Source organism: Bacillus sp. V33-4 (genome assembly GCF_002860225.1).
Lineage (GTDB): Bacteria > Bacillota > Bacilli > Bacillales > Cytobacillaceae > Bacillus_BJ > Bacillus_BJ canaveralius.
This window is the reverse complement of the sequence record NZ_PGVC01000079.1, coordinates 1-17,635: the sequence shown is the minus strand read 5'-3', so window position 1 is coordinate 17,635 and position 17,635 is coordinate 1. Positions and strand designations below refer to the sequence as shown.

Sequence of the window (17,635 nt, the reverse complement as noted above, 5' to 3'; positions counted from 1 at the left end):
TTCTTTTCTTCGGCATTCCTAACTGTTCAATATTGCTAATAAAATTGAAGCTTGCTTAATCGCTTACGCCACTTAATCTGCAGCTAGATTTTCTTAAATGAATCGGGTGCGATGACAACTTGCATTGTCTTCTCCTACTACTAGTTCGACTTCAATTTTCTCTGATAAATGATATTCCACTCCATTTATTTCTACGATTACATCTTGCTTGGAAGGATTCGTTATCACGATTTGTTGATGGGTTAACACAATCTCTAAACGGACACCTTGCCAATATAGAGGAAAAGCAAGTTCAGACCAGTTTGCTGGCAATTTAGGATTTAACGATAAATGTTTATCATTCCATGATATATTTGCAAATCCAAAAATGGCAGTCAGCCATACGGCACCCAGGGATGCAGCGTGAATTCCCTCGTCCGAAGAATGAGGATTCGGGCCCAAATCTATTAAACAAGCTTCCTGAAAGAAACGGTAAGCCACATCAATATCGCCGCAACGTGCAGCAACAATTGCATGAATTGCTTTACTTAATGACGAATCGTGTATGGTGTGTTCCTCGTAATAGTACAGATTTTCGGTTGCAACATTGTTCTGAAACAGCTCCGGCAAAAGATATAACAGCATGATGACATCCGCTTGTTTAAGAATTTGCATTTCATTTACTTCCTGGCGGGAGTAATCCAGTAAAATCGCCTGGTTACCCTGCTTTTCCTTATACACGGACAGATCAATCTCAGGTTTGCTCAAAAATGTATCATCCTGGGGAATAATCTTGTTTTCGTTCGGCTGCGGCAAATACAGGCGGGTAAGAAACTGACGGCCCTCATCCGCAAGTAACTGATCAGAATCCCCATACTTATTCATAAAATAAAGAGCCTGTTCCACATTGTAGTGTGCCATATAATTTGTATAGGCGTTGTTATCAATATGTTCCGTATATTCATCAGGACCGATTACATCTTTTATCGAAAGTTTTCCACCATCTTCTTCTGCACGGCTAATCCAAAACCGGCACGTCTCTTTAAGTAAGGCAAGCCCTTCTTCTTTCATAAACTCTTCGTCAAAGGTAGCTTGATAGTACTGGACTACAGCATAAGCGATGTCCGCAACAATATGATGTTCCGCTAAAGCAGAAGCAACCTTTTGCCGAGTGCCGGTTCTAATATTAATGGCTGCAAACTCAGGTGTTTCTTCTTCACCTGAAAGAGCGCTTTCCCATGGGAACAAAGCCCCTTGATAACCATTTTGAGCAGCCTTTTCTTTTGCCTGTTTTAAATGCATATAACGGTACCGCAACAGTTTTTTTGCTGTCTCGGGTTTCGTAAAGAGGTGAAAAGGCGCGATAAATATTTCCGTATCCCAGAAAACATGCCCTTTATAGCCTTCTCCGGTCAATCCTTTAGCACCGACACTGAAACGTTCATCATGCGCAGGTGTCATGATTTCCAAATGATACAGGGCAAAATCCATTGCAACCTGATCAAAATCATGACTCGATGTGATCTTTACACGTTTTTCTTTCCAAAATATATTCCAATGGAGGGCTGACATGTCGAGTAAAACATCATACCCGCATGATGTGTATTTTCTTAACTCGTTTACACATGCAGCTTCAGGATCCTTCCCGGCTTCACCCTGATCAAGTGAAGTGAAAACCGTGCCGATTTTTTCAAGAACAAACGGTGTATTTAAAGTTAGCTCATGATTAATGGTTAATTGCAATTGCCTGTTTTTTGCCGCAAAAGAAAAATCGCTTTCCACTGGGAAACTACAAGATGCCGCCAGTGCAACAATATGTCCTGATTGAGTCGTTTTATAGACTCCCTGCATCACTTCTTCTTCAAATACCCGCAGCTTTTCTTCAATAAGATGCTGTTTCCCGAAGTTTGTTTGTTGTGCATTAATTCCTGTAACGATTTTTAATTTAGCCTTTCGATCTAAACTAGTTACAGTCAGTTTTGAGGCCAGCAAATGCAAATTATTTTTTGCAACAAAGCGTTGAAAAACTAAGCTGAACCGTGCACCAGCTTTGTTTTTCCATAAAACTTCACGTTTTAACTCCCCATTTACAAGATTTAATATCCGTTTATAAGAAAGAATTTCTCCATTCAATAGTGAAAATATCTCTCCGTCGATTTCAATCCGCATTCCTGCCATATCGGGTAAATTCACTAGCTCTGACGGTTCATTTTGTGAAGCTTTATTAAAGAAGCCGGCTGCATACATCCCGCGGGTTTGTTCGGCATAGTCTTCTTCGTGTGCAGCACGGACACCTAAATAGCCATTTCCTAATGCCATTAAACTGGCATATTTATTTATGTGATGGAGACTGAAGTGATTTTCATAAATGACTTGTTCTTGCTTCATAAAAATATACTCTCACCTTTTTCAGCAGATTTATAAAGCGCTTCTACTAGTTGCTGAATAAAATATCCCTGCTTTCCATCCACCAGCATCACGTCCTTGCCTAAACAACGATCAACAAAGGCTGCCATACTTTTAACCTGGCGATCTGGATCTGCGTTTTCTCTGCTAAAATGCGTAACCAGTTCTCCTTTCTCATCCGAATAAATCTGTGCAGGAAAAAGTGTAGCTCCTGCCTGATCACCTGAAAACTCGACATTCATAACAGAAGATTCCTTTATATTCAAGGCAAAGGCCGTCTCCAGTTGCATCAGAATGCCACCTTCCATTTCAATGAATGCAAAAAGAGAATCCTCTACTTCGTATTTAGCCGGATCCCATTTTCCAAACGATCCTTCACTCTTTTTTGTCCCGATTTTCTGGAACATTTTCGCCGTAACTTTTTGTACTTTTGGGAAACCCAGCACGTATAATGCAGAATCGAGCATGTGGACGCCAATATCAATTAAGGGGCCTCCACCCTGCAGTGATTTGCTTGTGAAATTCCCCCATCCTGGTATTCCAGACCGCCTTAATGCTTGTGCTTTCACATAATAAACGTCACCAAGCAGCCCATCCTTCACTTTATTTCTGAGGACAAGAGCATCTTCGGCAAAACGATGATGAAAATTATAGGCAAGAACGCATCCATTTATTTCTGCTGTTTCTTGCATTTTTTTCGCTTGATCGGCTGAAATCGCCGGGGGTTTTTCACATAAGACATGGCAGCCGTATTCCAGCGCCTGAATGACATTTTCATAATGGAAGTGGTTAGGAGTGCAGACGCTTACGATATCCGGGTTTTCTGCTTGATACATAGCAGCCGCATCAGTATAATACCGTGCTATGCCATTTCGCTCGGCAAAGCTCCTTACCCGTTCTTCGTTCCGACTGACTACAGCCACGACTTCAATATCATCGCGCGACTTATAGTAAGAAACGTGAACTTTCTCTGCTATCTGCCCTCCGCCGATAATAGCTACTTTCATCTTGGACACGGTATCCTTACCACCTTTAAACTAAACATTGCTGTAAATGTTTTAATGCTTTTAAGTATTCAGCTTCGGGATCATTTCCCCGAATCCTGCATTCGAACACTAGATAGCCATCATAACCATCGCTTTTTAATTGATTAAAATGTTTTCGGAAATCAATCGAACCACTTCCGGGTTGATAACGATGATTGTCTGCAACATGAATATGCCCAATGAGATCCCGGTTTTGGTGCAAAGCTTGCGAAAGATTATCTTCTTCGATGTTCATATGATAAAAATCTGCAATGATTTTCACATTTCGAAGGGTGTTCTCCTCAATATAACGCCGGGCGTCTGCCAGAGTGTTGATCATATGATCCTGATATCTGTTCAGTGGCTCTAAAAAAATCGTCGTTTCTGTTTCTTTTGCAATGCTATCTAAATAAACAAGCGATTCACTCACCGCTTTCCAATCACCAGCCTGGCTGCGCGGGGATGCCATTGGTGGGAGGCGGTATGTAAACATACCCCAGGCTGCAGGAACGACAATTCCTTTTCCTCCTACCTGCTTCAGTGCGGTTAAGATTTCCTTAATATCTTCCAGGCCCTTTAGGCGCCGTTCTTCTATAAAGTCACCGATCCAGCCATTATATCCGCCGCAAGCGGTTGTGACTGGCAGTCCAGTTTCAGCGATCGCTTCTTTAACTTCATCTAAATGATCAACCAGTAATTTCCCATCAATTTCAAAGCCTTCAAAACCGGCATTCTTTAAGTAGCGAAACTTTTCTTTTATATCTTCCGGGAAAAAGGGTTGATTTTGAGTACCGATTTTCATTGTCATCCTCCTTGATGAAGAAGGGAGTTTCACACCCCCTTATTCTTTCTGAACTTTTCACTGGTGTACCAACTGCTAAACTATATATCTTTTTTCTTGAAATGAATGAGCCTATTCATTTAACTGATTAAAACCGCACGCCCATTTTAATACTTAGCTCGGGGTGCCGGTCCACATACTCCATGTATGCTTCAGCACTTTCTTTAAAAGTGACGATTGGATCGATTAGATCTTCGCAATGAAGATAACCGTTCATTAACATCTCCCAGCATGTATTTTCAATGCGCTTGCGGGACCAGCGCGGGTAATCCGGATTTGGTTCACTTGCTGCCCTTGAGAATACAATCTTTGCATTATTAAAATGCGCTTCACGTCCAAAATTCAATGCATCAGCAGGGAAAGGCTTGCCAAAAGCTACGTAGGAAATGATACCTCCATAAGCAATCCCTCTTAATGAGGATTGAAGAGCGGCCGCATTTCCACTAGTTTCAATAATAGAATCTGCACCGATTTTGTTAGTCAGCTTTTTCACTTCATATCCAACATCACACGATGTCGGGTCAAAACAAGCATCTGCCCCATTACGAAGAGCGATATCACGGCGACGTTCAAGAGGGTCGACACCGACAACAATACTTGCACCAGCCTTTTTCACCAGCTGAATCGCGATTTGGCCAATCGCACCCAGTCCGACAACGACTACATAATCACCAGCACGGACATTGGCATCCCTTACGCCACTCATCGCAAACTGCGCCGGGTCATAACATACAGCATTCTGCCACTTGGCCCCCTCAGGCATTTTGCGCAACTTATAATTATCTACAGCATTGACGATAACTGTTTCCATAATCGGTCCATAAGTGCACACCGTTTCTCCAACCTGATATTCGGTCACTTCGCTGCCAGCTTCAATAATCTTGCCAACAACCATATTTCCTAATTGGAACTGTCCAAAGACAATTCCCCTTGCTGCCCCTTCTTCACGCGGCATGAACATTCTCCATTCCTCAGAAAAATCCTCATCGATAAAGGGAGTTTGTCCACGGAAATCGACAACTTCGGTACCGTGTTTTGGCGAAGCAAATTCTACTTTAATTTTTACCTCATTCTGTTTAACGGAGCGATCTTCATATTCCAGCAACGCAGCTTCTCTTGGTTGTACCGCAACTAAATTTTTCATCTGTCATAACTTCCTCTCTATTAATTTTAAAAGTTAACCTTTAACTCCGCCTTCTGTTAAATTCCCTTTAATAAAGTGCTCGGATATCGCATACATAATCACAACCGGCAAGGCTGTAACGAGCGATGCCGCCATCATCCGTCCCCATACGTAGTCCGGGGTACTGAACAATGCGTTTAAACCAATTGGTAATGTGAAATTAGCAGAATCAGATAAGAAGATCGATGCAAACAAATAATCATTCCATGCAACCATAAAGGCATAAACAAATACCGATATAATCCCGGAAATCGATAATGGTATAACAATATAAAAAATGATTTGGACACGGTTTAACCCATCAATCATGGCCGCTTCCTCCAGGTCATCCGGAATCGTATCAAAATAACTTTTCAGCATAAAAATTGCGGTTGGCAGGGTCTGGACAATCATCGTAATGATTAACGATGTTCGCGTATCATATAAACCGAGTCCAGAGATAATTTTGAATAACGGCACGACAAGCAGGATGCCCGAAAACATATAGACCGTATAAAAGCTGGCGTTAATCGTGGTTCTCCCCATAAACTTGAGCTTCGAGAGAGCGTACGCTCCAAAAATCCCGATTAATACTGATAGTCCTGCAGCGGTAAGGGCAACGGTTAAGCTATTTTTAAAATAGGACATGTAAGGAAATATTACCGGATTAAAAATATCGACATAATGCTGAAATGTCCAATCTTGAGGGAAGAACGTCGGGTTCGTAGAAACGGCTTCCTTTGAAGATTTGAAGGATGTCATCAGCATAATGAAAAATGGAAATAGGCTTACACACAAAAGACTCAATAATGTGATGTAAAATGAAGCCTTCTTTATTCCTTTGCTCTTTCTGCTGCTAGCCATTGCCATTTATATTCACCCGCTTTCTTGATGCAATAATAACAACAAACAGAATAATAAATAGAATCATAGAAATGGATGCTGCTTTGCCCAAATCGTTGAATGCAAAAGCAGTTTTATATAAATAGATACCAAGAATGTCCACTTTATTGGTAAGAAGGAACACGTCTGTGAACATATAGAACAGCCATATGGAACGTAATGTTACAACCGTGATCAAAACTGGCATAATCGCTGGCAGCGTTACGATTCTATATTTATCCCATGCAGATGCACCGTCAATTTCCGCAGCTTCGTACAAAGTCGAATCAATCGTCTGCAAGATCGCCAGAAAGGAGATGAACGCATATGGGAAATACCTCCAAATCGCAAACAACACTACAAGGAAAAAACTGCTGACCGGATTGTCAAACCAAAGTGGCGCTTTCTCAAATAAATGTAAGAGATCCCCACCAATATAGTTGACGACACCGTAGCCATTATTAAACATATACTTCCATGCAAAAACCAATGAGATGGAAGGTGTCACATAGGATAAGATAATTAAAGAACGGGCCGTTTTGCGAAACCTGAATGGACGATTAAAGAAAATAGCAACTGCCAATCCTAATACCGTACTCCCCGCCACTGCCAGGACCATATATAAAACAGTGATTCCCAGCGATTTAAAGAATTCACCATCTGTAAGGATATCAATATAGTTCTCCAAGCCAACAAAAGTTGCACTCAACCTTGGATTGATCGGTTGGTCAAAGAAGCTGATCTGAATATTGAAGATCATTGGATAAGCAACTAATAATAAGAGTAAAAAGATACTCGGAAACAGCAAGACCATTGCCAGTTTAAGATCTGTTTTCTCCCGCCGTTTTATGACTTTCATGGAACCCCCCCTGTTTAGTAATCAAAATGCAGGCTAATTCATGATCCAGAGACAGCAACAATCACTTTGTTAACAAATGAGCAATTTGATGTTCAGCAATCATTTAAACACTCTGCCCTATATCAATTGAGTTACAAAATATATCACTGGAGTGACCAATATTTTTTTGATGGAAAGGGGCATTGCCATATGGAATACCCCTTCCTTTTTATTTTTCTAAGGTTTCTTTAATTAATTTTTCTGCGTTTTTAATTTCACTATCAACATCTTTTTGTCCAACGGTTACGCTGTTGATCATCACGGGAATCGCACCTGAGCTTGTGATATCTCCCATTTTCAAGAAGCTTTTACCGTCTACTAAACCAAACACCTGGATATCCTCAAAGGATGCCGCGATTTCTGTTGATAGGTCACCAAATGCCTTAATGACTTCATTTGCCTGATATTCAGGGTTTTCAGGAACTTCTTTATTTACTGGCTGAGCTCCACCCGGGGACATTAATACCCACTCTGTTGTGTTTTCAGCCTGGGACATGAAAGTAACAAATTTCTCGGCAGCTTCTTTTTGCTGGTCTTCTAATCCAGAAGAAATTGTCAACGCAGAGACTGTTCCAAAAACAGCCTTTGTTTTCTCGGTTGGCACTGCAAAACCAATATTTTCAGCGTTTCCTTCTTCAAAAACAGAAGGAAGAATATAAGTGGAATAAACAGCCATTGGCACTGTTCCATTCATAAAAGCATCTTTAATCTCAGTTGTATCATTAGAACCAGGCATCGTGTATCCAGCCAATTCTTTATAGAAAGATAGAGATTCTTTCATCTCTGGTGTGTTTATAGACAGTTCACCTTTGCTGTCCAAAATATTTGCATTGTTTGATAAAGCAAATTGTGAGAAAGCTTGTTCAGAGAATACTCCTTCTACTGTCGGCAAGGCAATTCCATACTTTTTGTTTGCAGTATCCGTGAAAGCTTTTGCTATTTCTAAAACTTGATCCCAATTTTCTGGCTCACCAAAGTCTTTTGATGCAAGCATTTCTTTGTTGTACCAAATTCCCTGGACCCAACCGCTGATTGGAACACCGGTATAGCTTTTGCCATCTTCCGTTTTAACAAGCCTTAAAGCGCCTTCATAATATTTATCGGAACCAACTTCATCAATGATTGCCTTGACTGAATCCTGGTCAATCAATTCGTCCTTATCCATTACTTTCGCGTAGTCCTGACCCACTTCGATTACTGCCGGGAGCTTGCCGGAACTCGCCAATGTAACGATTTTGGTATTATAGCTATCTTCCTCTACTGCGACCTGTTTGATCTTAACATCCGGGTTTTCTTTTTCAAATTTCTCAACCAGTTTGTCTATTACTGCTAAACGTTCCTGCTCAACGGATGAATGCATAAATTCGATTGTCGTTTGACCATTCTCGCTTTCACCGCTGCTTCCATTGCCGCATGCAGCCAGTACCACACTCAACACCAAAATCAATACTAAGCTTAAACTTTTAAATTTCATCTTTTTTCCTCCTGACGTATTGGTTTTAACCAAAGGAACTGATACGAATCCAATTTAATATCTTCATCTGTGATTATTTCTTCTCCAGTAAGGAGATTGGTGAACCTTCCAGAAATCTCACAATCTACTATTTCATTTGTAAGATTATGAATAACAAGCAGACTTTCATTTTCTGTCTTTCTTTTAAAAGCAAAAACTTTTTCATCTAAATCCAATACTTCCATCGAAACATCCGGATTAAAGAGTGGTTCCGCTTTTCTAATTCGAATGATCTTGCTTAGCTGAGTGTATATTTTGTTTCTTAAGGAATCTGGATTCATTAATTCGGTCTCAATCTCACTTAAATCATATTTTTGCCGGTTGATAGAACGGTTCATGCCTGTCTTTGCGACACCGTCATAATCATTTCGTGAACCAAGCATACTTTGAATATAAACCGCTGGCACTCCCGGCAATGCTAACAGAATAGAATGAGCCACTAAAAATCTTTTTAAGCGAATCTCATCTTCATCAGACTTCTTATTTAAAGCATCCAAGTATGTCACATTAATCTCGTATGGACTTTCAGTTCCATCGGGATTTTTCTTATATGACACTAATGCCCCTTCTGCTTTCAAGTCCTCGATCATCTCAAGGATATCTTTCTCCGGGATGATTCCGCGAATGGGGTTAACCCCGATTCCATCATGAGAAGCAAGGAAATTAAAAAATGTTGTATCACCACCCGTTGGCCCAAGATTCTTTGCCCACTCAGTGAGAGCGCTGCCATTTCCGCGGTTGATAGAGTAAAGAACGAGCGGCGGCAGCGGAAATTGATAAACCATGTGCGCTTCATCGTGTCCGTTCCCAAAGTAAGAAATATTATCTTTATGAGGTACATTCGTTTCTGTAATTATTGCAGTACCCTGAGAAACTTCGTCGCTAATATCCCGGAAAAGCTTTATTAATTGATGTGTTTTTTCAAGATGAATACAGGTAGTTCCCGGTTCTTTCCACATAAATCCTACTGCATCAAGGCGGATATATTCCGCTCCTTGTTCGACATAATAAAGTAAAACATCGACCATCTTTAGCAAAACTTGCGGGTTCCTAAAATTCAAGTCAATCTGGTCTTCACTAAACGTAGTCCAAATATGTTTATCTGATCCATCTGCCAATGAGAATTTTGTTAGGACAGGAGTAGCTCTGGGCCTGGTCACTGCGCTCAAATCAATAGTTGGGGCCATTTCGATGAAAAAGTCTTGGTATTCCTGGTTGCCTTTTAAGTATTCCTGAAACCATTCGCTTTGTGCTGAGATGTGATTACACACATAATCAAACATCAATCTCGTTGATAATGATAAATTCTCTATATCCTCCCAGTCACCAGCTATTGGATTGACTTTCTTATAATCTATTACAGAAAAGCCATCATCTGAAGAATAAGGATAGAAAGGAAGAAGATGAACCACCTCGAAATTATTTGCCAAATGGCGGTCAAACATTTTTTTGAAAGTTGCCAGAGTAGGTTGATCTTTTTCCTGAAACTGATCAGCATATGTAATTAATACAACATCTTCCTCATCCCATTTTTGCTTTCTGTCTTTTATCTGTTTTTCTTTTGATGAATTCATTCGTTTTTCCAGACTGGTCCAGACTTTGTCAATGTCTTTATTCTCGTAAATCATAGCCAGCCTGTCTTTGATGTTCCCCATATTCTCCTCCTTTTGGAACCGCTCCCATAATTAAAGTTAATCTCTTAATATTTAATTGGAACCGCCCACGAGCAATTTTATGGTACCGCTCCCACAAATGAAATATAATATAGAAGGCGCTTTCTGTCAACACACATTATCTTTAATTTTGTGATAGTGAAATCAACTTTTTTAATCGTTCCAAAATTTTTATTGCTACAGATGAAATTCATCCATATAATGTATCCTAGATTGTCGATTTCCAAAATAACGCGCAGACAGATTAGAACTTCACTATTTTTGCAAGCGGATTCATTTAGTTGGTTAATTGATATTCAATATTGTTGATTTTTGTCCAAAATGTATTGAAAAGTTTAAGATTGAAGGATATTTAACTATTGTAGAATATACACAAATAGCTGCTTTCGAGGAGGGTGAAAATTGGTTCATACTATATACGATATCGCTCGTGTCGCAAAAGTTTCAAAGTCCACTGTATCCCGGGTGTTAAATAACCAAAGTAATATTTCTGCAGAAGCCCGGGAACGAGTATTAGACGCTATAAAGCAATTAAATTACCAGCCGAGTAAACTGGCCCGAGCCCTTTCCTCCGGTTTTGATGCTATTATGGTCGTTTCGCGACCCACAAAAACAACGGCAAACAACCCTTTTTTCTCGGAAATTATTCACACTATTTCAACAAAAGCCGAGGAAGAAAACTTTGATGTTATTTTACAAACCTCAAAGAATAGTAAAGACGAACTTGAAAAGTGCATTTCAAAAATAAAAGAGAAAATGATCAAAGGGATTATCATGTTAAGTTCTCCAGCCAATGAGGATCTTTTTATACAATTGGATGGTTATAACATTCCAATCGTTGTGATTGGTAAAATAGATGGTGAATATAAAAATATCTTTTCTGTGGACACGGACAACTATCAGGATAGTTATGATTTAACACAGTATTTAATAGATAATGGGCACCGTGATATAGCGTGTTTACATTCTCCCCTTGATTATCATGTTGCAATCGACCGGTTGGAAGGCTATAAAAACTGTTTAAGAGATAATAAATTACCACTGAGAAACGAGTGGATAATCGAAAGTGGTTACACAGTTGAAAGCGCCTATGAATCTGCTAAACGTTTATTCCTTACTAAAGAGCAACCTTCAGCCGTTTTTGCAACCGATGATTTAAAGGTCATGAGTATTTACAAAGCAGCAGCAGAAACTGGAATTTCCATTCCGGATGAGTTATCTATTGTCGGTTACAGTAATTCTGTTATTTCATCTTTTCTATCTCCATCGCTATCCAGAATTGAAATTCCATTCAAAAAACTTGGGGATGTTGGTACCCGGCTTCTCTTTGCAAAAATTAAAGAAGAGAACGACACTTTTACTAAAACAATTATTCCGACAGAAAGAATTTTTCAAGACTCCGTAGCTAAACTTTTATAATCGGCCAAAATATAAACCGCTGAAAAAAAGCGTGAAGGGGGGATTCTCACGCTCTTTTGTTTGTTGATTACGTTAAGTATGTCTTTGTCCATGCAATTGGTTAATTGTATTGTCCCCCACAAGCTTATCAACAATCATTTCACACAATTCATGCGTAATAAGCACATCGTTTAAGCTTAATGGAAGAGGTGTATCGTTTTCCAGATGATCAAAAAAGGTCTTAAGCATTGCTTCAAATCCGCGAGTGTTCAGCATAGTCTGCCAGTCATTCGTTCTAGTCCTTGTTTCATTTCTTTGCTCATGTACAACGTATTCTGATAAATTTCTTACAATCGTTTTTTTAGTTGGGCTCATCACTTCAAGCACCTCTTCGTTTACACCCGCATCCCGATTCATGATGCCGACCGCCAGTTGGTTACCTTTCGAAACTGACAGCATGATGGAAGAGAGTTGACTTCCAGCCCATTGACCCTTAACCTCCCATTTATCAGGAGCACTATTCAAGAAATATAAAAGCGTATCGACCACATGGATAAAATCATCGTATACAAAATTCTTCACTTCACCCGGTAAGTGATATCGATTTTTCTGCAGAAGGATCATATTTGCTTCTGTTGTTGAATTTGCCTGTTGGTAGAGAGGAACGAAGCGCCGATTAAATCCAACCATTAAAGGGATCTTTTTCTCTTCTGCTATTTTCACGAGCCTTTGAGTAGAGGAAAAAGAATCGGTCACTGGTTTATCAACAAATACGGGAATACCCTGCTCAAGACAAGAGAAAATAAGTTGTTCATGCGCGGAGGTGGCAGCATGAATCATCACTCCGTCTAATTTTTCCTGGAACAATGAACTAAGAGAAGTATGAGTTGAAAAACCATATTTGCTCCGTACCAATTCCAAGGTTTCCTTTTTTCGAGTATGAAAATGAAATGTATGGTTCCAGTTTTCGGCATATAGAGGAATGTAGGCTTTTCTCGCAATATCCCCAATTCCAATTACTCCTATGTTCATCTTCCTCACCCTTTTAAAATATTTTTTGTAGTTGCAAACCATCTGCCAATTGCCGACTCGCAGAAACCCGGTTACGGCTGTTTTTCAACCGTCCGCGCGATAAATGCACCAAAGATTAGCGCCCATACCGGAGCACTTATATGCAAGAAGGATACATTCGAGAGGGTAGTAACAAAGGCAGCTAATGCACTTAGACGATACCTGGTTTCAGAAAAGCCCTGCTGCAGACTGGAATGAAGAACCCCTATGAGAGCAAATCCAGCCAGCATCGATACAAATGCTTGTGGCAGCGACTGAATGAACGGAACAATCTTCCAGGCAAAAACACCAAACAATAAAGTAACGATTCCTGAAATAAAGGCAGCCATATACCGTTTTGGTCTCGGCCCGGAATCAGGACCAGCGGAAATAGCCGTCATCATCCCGGCGATGTTGGCACTTTGGCCTCCAGTAAAAGCGGCCAGGATAGAAAAGATACCACTAAAGGAGACAATTTTACGGATTGGTGGATCATAGTGTGAACTTTCCAGCGCCCCGATACCCGGTGCTGCATCATTGCTCAGGATCAGCATCGCCAGAGGAACAGCCAACGTCAGCATTCCCATCCATGTGAATTCAGGTGTCTGTATGGAAGGTAAGAAAAAAGCCATTTCCTGAACGGGCTTGGTCAGATCTTCTGTGAGGAACAGAGCAACGAAAGCTGCGGCAACTGCCACCATTACGGGCGGAAGACGTTTACTATATTTCGTACAAATAAAAAAACTGAGCAAAGCTGCTCCACCAACCAGCGGCATATCCTTGGTAGCAGGAACCAATTGAACAACATAGCCGGTGACCAGCCCTGCAAGCATTGCTGCAATCACTTCCTTTGGCACCCATTTGATGATTTTTGTAAATAGTCCCGACATGCCGATCAGAAAAATCAATAGTCCGGACATTACATATCCGCCGATCAGCTGTAAATAGGTAAAATGGGAAGTCACCGTCGCCAAAAAAGCCACCCCGGTAATCGAGTGGCCGCCGGTGATCGGAATCCTGAACAATAACGACATAACAATGCCAAAAAGGCCGCCAAAAAAATATACAGCAAACATCCAATTTACCGTTTGCTGACCTGTAAAACCACCCGAAGCGGCTGCTTGCAAAATAATGATTGCGGGTCCTGTCATGACGAGCGTGCTGGAAATGAGCCCTGAAGATATATTTTGACCTGTTATATCTTGCAAAAAATGATTTTTATTAACTTGTTTTATTAGGTCTTCTTGTCCTTCTTCACTTTTGTTTGGGATTCCCATCTGATTCACTCCTGTCTGATTAATTCAATAATTAAGACAAGAGTGAAGTTTTGTCAATCGGTTTTGATTTTTAGTTTTTGCAGAAACAATAAACAGTAGTTTTTAACCTCTTTAAAAAAGATACATCATTTCCAGTGCACTTTATAAAAATCGGAAAGAAACCTGCACCTAATTTACTTATTAATCCTTCTACATTCGTAGTGAGTTTTAATATGTTTATTGAGAAACGTTCCGAGTGAATCTGCAGTTATAAATTCTTTATAAATATTCTCAGGAACAGGATAATACCGGTAAATATTCCCATCAGGGAATTCTACTTCTACAATCTGTGTTTCAACTTCATACCCAACACTTTTCATCGCCGTTGATTGAACAGGTCACGTTTCACGTTAACCTCTCCTTAAATTTTCATTAGTATAAATAGTAATATTCCCAACAATTGATTAAACCTTCAACCGATTATCGAGCCTCTCTAAAAGAGATCTTTAAACAAAAAACCTCAAGCAAGAATATGGCTCGAGCTTTCAATGATTTATGTTGTTTAGATGCTTTATTTAACATTATCCTTTCATCATTGCACACAGACAAGTTCAGCAAAAAATATCCCTAGTCCTTAATATAATTCTTTTCCAATTTTTTCATTAACCAAAAAATGTGTTTTGTTTCTCAATTAGAGGATATAAAGCACATATAGAAGCAAAGAAGTAGCCGTTCACTTCTCCCACTTCCATGCTATTACTTCTCTGCTTCTATAACGCAGGATAGTATTCCCCAATACCCTTTTTTACTGCTGCATTTACTTGCGGCAGTTTTTTTAATTTAGACACCTAAAAACCCCCTCGTATTGCCTACTTTTTAAAAAAATAATCAAATATAGACGAATAATTTGATTTTAAAATAAACATTCGGCTACACAATTTAGTTTTAGGTTAGAAAAAAACCTAAGATTTTCTATTGATTACCACAATTTTACTAATCACGGTAGCTGGGCAGAATAATTAAGCGCAAATTCGGAGGAATTAAGCGAAAATCCCTTCGATTTAAGCGAAAAAATCAAGAATTAAGCGAAAACCGAAATTATTTAAGCGAAACCATAAACATGAAGGAGCTTCCACTCCGCTGGCGCTAATCAGAGAAACCCCTAACCATCCTCTTATCTCAGCAAAAAATCCCCGCCGATTTGAAACCGGCAAGGATTCTTTGTATTAAGCCTTAAATTTCCCAATAACGCCCTGCAATTCTTGCGCCATTTTACTCAAAGCTTCGGCGGAAGATGATACTTCCTCCATTGAAGCGTTTTGTTCTTCAGCTGAAGCAGCCACGTTCTGGGCACTATCAGAGGATTGTTCAGCAACGTATGCTACACCTTCCATCATGGAAACCATATCTTGTGAACTCAAATTTACTTCTTCCACTATAGCTGCAACCTGTTTAGATTCACTTGCCACCTGTGCTATTGCTTTTAATATGTCCTTAAACACTTCACCTGTCTGATGAACCATACTAATGCCTTCATGGACTACGGCTGTTCCATCATTCATTGATTGAACGGCTTTTTCTGCTTCTGTTTGGATTTCTTCAATGAGTTCACGAATTTGACCAGCTGCTTGGCCTGACTGTTCAGCTAACTTCCGGACTTCATCGGCAACGACAGCGAAGCCTCGTCCATGTTCACCTGCACGTGCGGCTTCAATCGCAGCGTTTAAAGCAAGGAGGTTGGTTTGATTGGCAATCTCGGTAATTAATTGGACGATCTGGCCAATTTCGCCGGACTTTTCACCAAGAGCATTTACAACTTCAGCCGATTCACTGACAGAATGCTGGACAAGATTGATTTGTTCAACAGTTTGACTAACAACTTTGTTTCCTTCATTGACTTTATCATTAGCAGCCGCCGTTAATTCTGTCACAGTTTGTAAAGATGAAGCAGTCTGCTTCATTCCCATTGAGATGTCATTGGCCGCTTGAGTGGCTCCCGAAGCACTGGAGACTTGTCTTTCTGAACCCAATGCCACCTCTTGGATCGCTGACGAAATTTGTTCTGTTGCCTTGCTCGTTTGTTCAGCACTGGCAGACAACTCTTCTGCAGTTGCTGCAACCTGTTCAGTATTGACACTTACTTGCCTGATCAATTGGCTCAAGTTCCTCTTCATTTGGTTAAAGGAGTCGGTTAAATTGCCGATCTCGTCCCGATATTTCACCTTGATGTCATCCTGTGTTAAATCGCCTGCAGCAATTTTTCCTGCCACTGCCTCCAATGATAAAATTGGTTTTGTAATCATTCTGGTAATAAATATTCCAATTACAATGGCCAGAATAAATCCAACTATGCTTAAAATAACAACTGTTGTCATCACATGGCCAACCATTTCAGAGTTTGTCTTACTTCCCTCTGTCATGAACTTTTCTTGATCTTTTACAATTTTATCTCCCAAGTCTCTTATTTCCCTGCTCAGCGGGATCAATTGTTCAGTAGCCAGTTCTTTGGCATCATCCTCATTTGTGATCATTAAGGTGATGACCTCGTTTGACTTTGCTTTAAACTCTTTATTTAAAGAGGCAAGCTTTTCTAATGCATCCTTGTCTTCTTTACGTTGGACCAGTTTGCTTGTGGCTTCGATTTTTTGATTCAGGTCACCAATAGATTCCGCTAAATTCTTTTCTGATCCATCCTCCTCAAGCAACACCCCTCGCAAACCGCCGATCTGCCGGGAAGCACTGTTTTGCATATCCTTTACATTGGATAAAATAACGGCGCGGCGATTAACTAGATCAGAGTAAGAATCGTTAATCTTTTCAATATTGTAATAAGCTATAAAACTAATAATACCAAGAAGTACCGCCACGCTCAGGAATCCACCAAGCAACTTTTTCCCAATGGTAAATTTCATTTCAAAACCCCTCATCATCAAATTTCTGTTTTTTCAAATTCTGTTTTATATTTAATTGCCTTTCAGCAATTTAGAAACACAATCCTCAAAAAAGGCATGGGAATCCCCAGGTAAGCTGGAATAGCCCATGCCTTTTACAGCGCTATTCGGCAACCTGGCGATCATAGTTCAATATTTCTGAACGACAGACCCATGGCTTTGCGCCCTCACCTTTCGATGACTTTGCCTTTATCGTTTTAAACAGGAAATTTTACCTATATTTACTATATGGTTCTATGGTAATAAAATCGGAATAAAATATCAACAGAATTCTGCAAAAATTTACAATATTTCAGGAACTCTTTTAATCTCCTATTATTAAATAACCTCACTATTTTTTAAGATTTTGTTGAAGTAGCCCTTTCCACTTTGCGTTTGTTTTCTAATTATTGAATGGCTTCAAATTCTTACGGAAGGAAGTCGCCACCCGAAACATAAAAAACTATAACCCTAGCATAAGAGGGTAAATTCCTCTCATCTAAATTTTTTTGCTTCAGGAGTCTAAATATTTGTTTCGTAATATTCAGATAATATAATATATCACTAGTGTTGCATTAATTAAATTTTAATATTAAAAAGACTCTAAATCTTCGCTAATTTT

The 17,635-nt window shown here is 39.8% G+C and carries 13 protein-coding genes and 1 riboswitch; of the genes, 1 reads left to right on the top strand and 12 read right to left on the bottom strand.

Annotation, left to right across the window (positions count from 1 at the left end):
* Positions 1-93: 93 nt before the first annotated feature.
* From CVD23_RS21170 to CVD23_RS21135, 8 genes are all read right to left on the bottom strand, one after another.
* A complete protein-coding gene (locus CVD23_RS21170) occupies positions 94-2,367 on the bottom strand; it encodes a glycoside hydrolase family 65 protein (RefSeq protein WP_101667081.1) in 2,274 nt (757 codons plus the stop codon).
* Positions 2,364-3,392, bottom strand: coding sequence for a Gfo/Idh/MocA family protein (locus tag CVD23_RS21165; RefSeq protein WP_101667095.1), 1,029 nt, complete (start codon positions 3,390-3,392; stop codon positions 2,364-2,366). The genes CVD23_RS21170 and CVD23_RS21165 overlap by 4 nt, the downstream gene beginning before the upstream one ends.
* A 25-nt stretch (positions 3,393-3,417) precedes the next feature.
* Positions 3,418-4,212: a sugar phosphate isomerase/epimerase family protein gene (locus CVD23_RS21160; protein ID WP_101667080.1), complete on the bottom strand. Its 795-nt coding sequence runs from the start codon at positions 4,210-4,212 to the stop codon at positions 3,418-3,420.
* 127 nt (positions 4,213-4,339) lie between these two features.
* Positions 4,340-5,395: a zinc-dependent alcohol dehydrogenase gene (locus CVD23_RS21155; RefSeq protein WP_101667079.1), complete on the bottom strand. Its 1,056-nt coding sequence runs from the start codon at positions 5,393-5,395 to the stop codon at positions 4,340-4,342.
* 33 nt (positions 5,396-5,428) lie between these two features.
* Complete coding sequence (locus tag CVD23_RS21150) at positions 5,429-6,277, bottom strand: carbohydrate ABC transporter permease (RefSeq protein ID WP_374702654.1); 849 nt, start codon at positions 6,275-6,277, stop codon at positions 5,429-5,431.
* Positions 6,270-7,154 (bottom strand): carbohydrate ABC transporter permease, encoded by an 885-nt coding sequence (locus tag CVD23_RS21145; protein ID WP_180955754.1) that lies wholly within the window; start codon positions 7,152-7,154, stop codon positions 6,270-6,272. The genes CVD23_RS21150 and CVD23_RS21145 overlap by 8 nt, the downstream gene beginning before the upstream one ends.
* A gap of 208 nt (positions 7,155-7,362) precedes the next feature.
* The gene (locus CVD23_RS21140; RefSeq protein ID WP_101667077.1) at positions 7,363-8,667 is read right to left on the bottom strand and encodes an ABC transporter substrate-binding protein; all 1,305 of its coding nucleotides are present in this window, start codon (positions 8,665-8,667) and stop codon (positions 7,363-7,365) included.
* Complete coding sequence (locus CVD23_RS21135; protein ID WP_101667076.1) at positions 8,664-10,361, bottom strand: alpha-amylase family glycosyl hydrolase; 1,698 nt, start codon at positions 10,359-10,361, stop codon at positions 8,664-8,666. Before CVD23_RS21135 ends, CVD23_RS21140 begins: the two co-directional genes overlap by 4 nt.
* Positions 10,362-10,781: 420 nt before the next feature.
* On the opposite strand from CVD23_RS21135, the gene CVD23_RS21130 reads away from it, so the two are divergent.
* Entirely contained in the window at positions 10,782-11,798 is a 1,017-nt protein-coding gene (locus CVD23_RS21130) for a LacI family DNA-binding transcriptional regulator (protein WP_101667075.1), read from the top strand.
* A 72-nt stretch (positions 11,799-11,870) separates the two neighbouring features.
* On the opposite strand, the gene CVD23_RS21125 is transcribed toward CVD23_RS21130, so the two are convergent.
* From CVD23_RS21125 to CVD23_RS21110, 4 genes are all read right to left on the bottom strand, one after another.
* Positions 11,871-12,809 carry a Gfo/Idh/MocA family protein gene (locus CVD23_RS21125; RefSeq protein ID WP_180955753.1) on the bottom strand — a complete coding sequence of 313 codons (939 nt, stop codon included), beginning with the start codon at positions 12,807-12,809 and terminating at the stop codon, positions 11,871-11,873.
* 71 nt (positions 12,810-12,880) lie between these two features.
* The gene (locus CVD23_RS21120) at positions 12,881-14,104 is read right to left on the bottom strand and encodes a benzoate/H(+) symporter BenE family transporter (protein ID WP_101667073.1); all 1,224 of its coding nucleotides are present in this window, start codon (positions 14,102-14,104) and stop codon (positions 12,881-12,883) included.
* Positions 14,105-14,277: 173 nt separating this feature from the next.
* A complete protein-coding gene (locus CVD23_RS22945; RefSeq protein ID WP_101667072.1) occupies positions 14,278-14,463 on the bottom strand; it encodes a KTSC domain-containing protein in 186 nt (61 codons plus the stop codon).
* Positions 14,464-15,309: 846 nt separating this feature from the next.
* Positions 15,310-16,995 (bottom strand): methyl-accepting chemotaxis protein, encoded by a 1,686-nt coding sequence (locus tag CVD23_RS21110; RefSeq protein ID WP_180955752.1) that lies wholly within the window; start codon positions 16,993-16,995, stop codon positions 15,310-15,312.
* 145 nt (positions 16,996-17,140) lie between these two features.
* Positions 17,141-17,232, bottom strand: a riboswitch (cyclic di-GMP riboswitch).
* Positions 17,233-17,635 lie beyond the last annotated feature (403 nt).

What these genes read in the sequence shown, in the direction of transcription:
- CVD23_RS21125 (WP_180955753.1), bottom strand. Translation starts at nt 12,809, where the DNA reads ATGAACATAGGAGTAATTGGAATTGGGGATATTGCGAGAAAAGCCTAC.
- CVD23_RS21165 (WP_101667095.1), bottom strand. Translation starts at nt 3,392, where the DNA reads ATGAAAGTAGCTATTATCGGCGGAGGGCAGATAGCAGAGAAAGTTCAC.
- CVD23_RS21120 (WP_101667073.1), bottom strand. Translation starts at nt 14,104, where the DNA reads ATGGGAATCCCAAACAAAAGTGAAGAAGGACAAGAAGACCTAATAAAA.
- CVD23_RS21145 (WP_180955754.1), bottom strand. Translation starts at nt 7,154, where the DNA reads ATGAAAGTCATAAAACGGCGGGAGAAAACAGATCTTAAACTGGCAATG.
- CVD23_RS21170 (WP_101667081.1), bottom strand. Translation starts at nt 2,367, where the DNA reads ATGAAGCAAGAACAAGTCATTTATGAAAATCACTTCAGTCTCCATCAC.
- CVD23_RS21160 (WP_101667080.1), bottom strand. Translation starts at nt 4,212, where the DNA reads ATGAAAATCGGTACTCAAAATCAACCCTTTTTCCCGGAAGATATAAAA.
- CVD23_RS21150 (WP_374702654.1), bottom strand. Translation starts at nt 6,277, where the DNA reads ATGGCTAGCAGCAGAAAGAGCAAAGGAATAAAGAAGGCTTCATTTTAC.
- CVD23_RS21135 (WP_101667076.1), bottom strand. Translation starts at nt 10,361, where the DNA reads ATGGGGAACATCAAAGACAGGCTGGCTATGATTTACGAGAATAAAGAC.
- CVD23_RS21140 (WP_101667077.1), bottom strand. Translation starts at nt 8,667, where the DNA reads ATGAAATTTAAAAGTTTAAGCTTAGTATTGATTTTGGTGTTGAGTGTG.
- CVD23_RS21110 (WP_180955752.1), bottom strand. Translation starts at nt 16,995, where the DNA reads ATGAAATTTACCATTGGGAAAAAGTTGCTTGGTGGATTCCTGAGCGTG.
- CVD23_RS21155 (WP_101667079.1), bottom strand. Translation starts at nt 5,395, where the DNA reads ATGAAAAATTTAGTTGCGGTACAACCAAGAGAAGCTGCGTTGCTGGAA.
- CVD23_RS22945 (WP_101667072.1), bottom strand. Translation starts at nt 14,463, where the DNA reads ATGAAAAGTGTTGGGTATGAAGTTGAAACACAGATTGTAGAAGTAGAA.